The following is a 4,478-nucleotide window of genomic DNA, read 5'->3' as shown; positions in this document are numbered from 1 at the left end:
GTGTTACTGACCCACGCTCCTAGGCGAAGGTCTCCGCTCGCTGCTCGTGCCCTGGTGCTCTGCTTCAGCTTCCGAAAGCCTCTCGGGGAAACACAGACAAGGCCGATTGGACAACGCGCGGGCCTCGCGTTCGTCCCAACAAGCAGCAGTTCTGCGCAACTACGGGTGCCGGCCCTGGCGCGCGGCGGCTTCATTGGCCGATAGTGGTTTCTGGAGTCTCGGGAAACCGTCTCGCTGGCGGTGTGAAGAACTCCTCGTCGCCGAAGATCTGCGTGAGGTCGAGCAAGCGTGGAGCGCACACGTATCGTATCGCCCTGAGTCGCACCTTCACGCCCGGGAGCTGATCGGCAAGGCTTGAGGCGATCGCGTGGCCCTCGCGATACCAGGCCGCCGGGTCCACATCGTCGGCCCATTCCGGCAGGGCGAGACCTCCATTCGGCAGGCCGAGATCGGCGCTGGTCCCATTTCCATCTAGCCCGTAGTCGAGGAAGCCGCGGTGCCAGTCCTCGTTCCAGCGTCGGAGTCGGTCCTCCAGCTGCGAGGTAAGACCGAGGCTGCGCGGGGTCGCAAAACCCCCGGGACCCGGGCCCGCGCGGAGCCGAGGGGGCTGGTGGTACGGCAGCCACCCGTCCCAAAGGCCCCACTCGACCCCGTACTCCGGCATGAGCTTGAGCTCGGCCGGCACATCCGGATCGGGTTCATTGCCGGGCATCCGCCAGCCATCTTCGCGCGTGATCTGCCCGGTCAGGGCGCACACGTAATCCAGCTGATCCGCAGCGAGCTCGCACACCACGTACTTCTCCGCGCAGCAGAACACGAAGTGCTCCGGGTACTGATCCCCGAGGCGCTCGGCCAGTGCGTGGCCGCGGTCGAGCCAGGCCATCTCGTCGAATCCGTCCGACCACACGGGCTGATCAACCGGCCTGTCACCGAGGTGATGGAAGTATGCCTTGAACTGGCCGATCCAGTCTTCGATCTCATCCCGCAGCACCTGCGGGATCTGCAGGTCAGCCGCGACGCCCTGGTTGTATCCCGGATGGCCAGGGGGGAACACGTCAGGGGATGCGGAGATGTAGGGCCGATAATCGATGACCGGGTGGAGCGCGACATAGCGGCGATCGAATGGGCCCGGGTCCGCGGGTACCCGACACGCCGCACGGCACAGGTGCGACTCACGCAGCCCATGGAAGGATCCATCCGGCGACACACGCATTACCTGAGAGTATCGGGTGAGGACCTCGGCCACTTGGCGGCGCGATTCGACGAACAGCAGCACGCGATGAGTGTCGAGTTGTAGTCGAACTCCGGCTTACCGGGGGCGATCCCGACCGCCGAGCTGACGACCGGGGCCTCGGAAGCAGAGCCGACGTCGTGCACGATGGTTCGGGCGGAATGAAACTCTGATGCCTGGGTGTGGTGTGTTAGTCGCCCGAGACGCGCCAGTTCCTTTAGAAATGCCTACTTTGGATGCACGCGCAGAATCGTCGCTAGTTGTAATCGACCCCAACCGTGACAGGGAAGTTCTGCCCATCGTCAGGGTCGCATTCTTCCCAGTTCCTGGTGCAACTTATGTAGACGATCTCGACCTCTACCGTCGGAGTCGTGATACCAAAGGACCCGTAGCTGGAGAACGCGTAAGGGCCTTCCTCTGTGTACACGTAGCCAACGCTTTCGCCCCCGTAGTTGAGCTCTACAAGTGACGTATCCGGCGCGATGCCGGTCACCTTCAATACGACTACTCCGGGGGTGCCAGTTGCCGTGACCGTGAAGTTGCTTGCCGGGTTCACGGGAGTGGTCGAAGTTGTCGGAATCGTCGGGACAGTCGTCGCCGTGGTTGTGGACGTGGTCGTCGTCGGTGTCGTCGGTGCGGTCGTCGTCGGGGGCGCGGTCATGGTCGTTGTAGTCGGCAGGGTGCTGCCTCCTCCCGGCCCGAGAGAACCGGAGGGGCCGATGGCCAAGCCCGCACCCATCGCAGCGGCACCGAGAGCGATGGCGATCTGAACAGCGGGGTCACGGAACAGGCGCGGAGGAAACTCGAGGCTCACAGGGGAAATCCATTCTGATCGGAGTTCTGCAAAATCGCAGCAAAGCGCCAGATCCCAAAACCCAAACGAGTGCACCTGGATTCACAGCATCCGCAAATTCTGTGCTCCACCTACGATACGCCGCGACCCCGCGCAGGCGTGAACCGCTCTACCGCGACACCAGCTAAATGTTCGCACTACAACGCAATTGCAAGATGTGCGTAATGATTGCAACTTCAGGTTATGGCTGAGCCGGGAGCGGATCGCGGCGTTGGAGCGGCGCGTGGCCGCCCTGATGGCATGGACTGCCCCCGACTCGGTACCGGAGCGGACCGCCAACGCCGAGGACCGCTGACACCGAGGACCGCTTCTGGGCACTTGGGGGCCTGCGGTCCCGTGCATTCGATCCCGGAGCCGTGATGTTGGTCGGTAGTTTGCGGACCCCGAAGGGCTACGAAGCCCGGTGGTAGATGCTCGAGCAGCCAGATGGGCTGTTCGCCTCCGACTTCGCCGATCAGGCGGAATCACAGCCGGCACCCGCAACACGGACCGACGAAGACTCCTCCTGTCCGTTCCTGGTCGTGTGGTTCGTAGTGGTCGCGGCCCGGGGGCTACTGCCGGTGGCAGCGGCGACCACCTGGGGTTGGGTCGCCGCCACCACGGTCTACGCTGCTTCGGCGGGTTGGCGTTCTTACAGACGTTGCGAGTCCCGTGGATCCACCCCGACACATCGCGACGGGAACTCGCCGGGTCCGCCGTCTGGCTGGCTGTTTTCCTGACCCTGACGACGCCCTCTCTCCGGTATCTACTCTGGCCCTCTGGGGCGTTCGCGGTGAGGACTCGCTCGACCAGGTCGTCGTGCATTGGCCACCGTCGGTACATTCGGACCGGGTGATCAGGATGAGCAATCGGACAGTCTCGAGGGTCGCGGCCGCATCGCCACTTCTGGTGGCCTCGATGTTGGGGAGCGGCTGTGCAGAGTGGGACGCTGCGGTGAACCGGGAACTCCCGTCGGTTGACTCGTGGAGTCAGGCTGAAGTCGAACCCCCGGCAGATCCGTCGCCGGTGGAAGAGCAGACGAACGTGAAGCGGGGCGAGAACGGCATTCCGACTCTGGATGCCAGCGAGAAGCTCCGAGAAAGCGCCTGCGCGAAAGCGGACGACATGATCGCGAGGGACTACTGGGGGCACCATGCGCCTGATGGCAGTGGCGATCCGTTCATGTTTATCCGCGAGGCTGGCGTCGACTATTCCACGGCTGCAGAGAACCTCTTTTACTCAACCGCGGGCGGACCCGATCCGGTCGACAGCTGGATGCAGAGTCCCGGTCACAGGGAGAACATCGTCAACCCGGACTTCACCAGGGTGGGCGTCTGCGTGCGGACGGCTGCGTACCAGGGCCTCCCAGAGGCGCATCTCTATGTCCAGCACTTTGCTACTCCGGTATCGGAGAGGTAGTCGGTGGCCCGAGCCTCACAGCGGGAGACTGCGCCACACCCACGAGAGGACCCTCACGACGGGCGCTTGCTGCGAGCTAGGCGACGCTGAATCGATACGTTGACCGAATGAGCACCAACGATGAGGCATCCCGGCCGTGGCTGCGGCGCACCGGCCGCCCTACCGCGGTGGTCATGCTCGCCGCGGCGGCTCTCCTCGTGCTGGTGTCGATCGTGTCGATTGTGGACATGATCGGGTCTCCTCCACCTCCCGCTGAGTTCCAGTACGGCCCTTTCGGTGATCTCGACTTCCTCATCGGCGGCGGCGTCCTACTCGTGGTCTTCGCCGCCGTCGGCGTGTGGGGCGCCACCCGCGGAACCGAGCCCGGACTCTCTCGGGTGACAGCGGCCCTCATCGTGTGCGGCCCGATCGGATGGGGACTTGGCCTTGTGGACTCGCTGAGTTTCAACCTCATCAACTCGATCGGGCCGGCAGGCTCGGTCGCGGCGATGGTTCTACTTGTCGTCACCTTTGTGGTGACTGTGACCGGAATCGTCGCCGCGTTCGCCGAATACGGGCTCTTCGCATCTGAGCGTGGGGTCAGGTCCGTAGCCCGCCGGCGATGAGGAGCATCCGCAGGCGATAGTTGTCGCGGTTGCGGTAGCCGCGGGCCAGGCGCCGGTGGAGTTCGATGAGGCCATTGATCGCTTCGGTTCCTCCGTTGTTGGAGCGGCCGGTGGTCCAGTACGCGAGGAAGGCGGCCTTCCACTTGCGGAGCGTTCGTCCTAGTCGGGCGATTTCCGGGATCGGGCAGGATGGCAAGGTCGCGAGTACCTTCTCCGCAGCGCTGCGCCCGGCAGGCAGGTCTTTGTGGTGGTAGGCCTGTCGGAGTTCGTGGGCGATCTGCCAGGCGATGAACAGTTCCTCGTGTCGGGGGTCGGCGGCCAGGGCCTCGTCGAACCGCCGCCACTGGCGCTCGGTGAGCCTGTCGGGGTCGCAGCGGATGATGGTGCGGAT

Annotated in this window: 6 protein-coding genes; 3 read left to right on the top strand and 3 right to left on the bottom strand. The window is 64.4% G+C overall.

Features of this window, described 5'->3' with window-relative positions:
- Nucleotides 1-190 precede the first annotated feature (190 nt).
- Together G6017_RS15340 and G6017_RS15335 are read right to left on the bottom strand one after the other, a co-directional pair.
- Nucleotides 191-1,276, bottom strand: coding sequence for a hypothetical protein (locus tag G6017_RS15340; RefSeq protein WP_182618125.1), 1,086 nt, complete (start codon nucleotides 1,274-1,276; stop codon nucleotides 191-193).
- Between the two features lie 211 nt (nucleotides 1,277-1,487).
- The gene (locus tag G6017_RS15335; RefSeq protein WP_182611126.1) at nucleotides 1,488-1,724 is read right to left on the bottom strand and encodes a hypothetical protein; all 237 of its coding nucleotides are present in this window, start codon (nucleotides 1,722-1,724) and stop codon (nucleotides 1,488-1,490) included.
- Between the two features lie 34 nt (nucleotides 1,725-1,758).
- Here G6017_RS15335 and G6017_RS15330 point away from each other — a divergent pair, with 34 nt between their 5' ends.
- From G6017_RS15330 to G6017_RS15320, 3 genes are all read left to right on the top strand, one after another.
- Nucleotides 1,759-2,001 carry a hypothetical protein gene (locus G6017_RS15330; RefSeq protein ID WP_182611127.1) on the top strand — a complete coding sequence of 81 codons (243 nt, stop codon included), beginning with the start codon at nucleotides 1,759-1,761 and terminating at the stop codon, nucleotides 1,999-2,001.
- Between the two features lie 923 nt (nucleotides 2,002-2,924).
- Nucleotides 2,925-3,482, top strand: a complete 558-nt coding sequence (locus tag G6017_RS15325) for a CAP domain-containing protein (RefSeq protein WP_182618123.1) — start codon at nucleotides 2,925-2,927, stop codon at nucleotides 3,480-3,482.
- Between the two features lie 173 nt (nucleotides 3,483-3,655).
- Entirely contained in the window at nucleotides 3,656-4,087 is a 432-nt protein-coding gene (locus tag G6017_RS15320) for a hypothetical protein (protein WP_182618122.1), read from the top strand.
- Here G6017_RS15320 and G6017_RS15315 read toward each other — a convergent pair.
- The coding region (locus tag G6017_RS15315) for a transposase (protein WP_182618120.1) at nucleotides 4,062-4,478 on the bottom strand (417 nt) is incomplete at its 5' end. The genes G6017_RS15320 and G6017_RS15315 overlap by 26 nt on opposite strands.

Origin of the sequence: Dietzia sp. B44 (assembly GCF_014145245.1) — a bacterium.
Taxonomy (GTDB): Bacteria; Actinomycetota; Actinomycetes; order Mycobacteriales; family Mycobacteriaceae; genus Dietzia; species Dietzia natronolimnaea.
Note: the sequence above shows the minus strand (reverse complement) of the source record. Positions and strands in the feature narration are given on the sequence as shown.

Bases quoted from the DNA above. Each gene is read 5' to 3' on its own strand.
- G6017_RS15320 (WP_182618122.1), top strand. From the start codon at position 3,656: ATGCTCGCCGCGGCGGCTCTCCTCGTGCTGGTGTCGATCGTGTCGATT.
- G6017_RS15325 (WP_182618123.1), top strand. From the start codon at position 2,925: ATGAGCAATCGGACAGTCTCGAGGGTCGCGGCCGCATCGCCACTTCTG.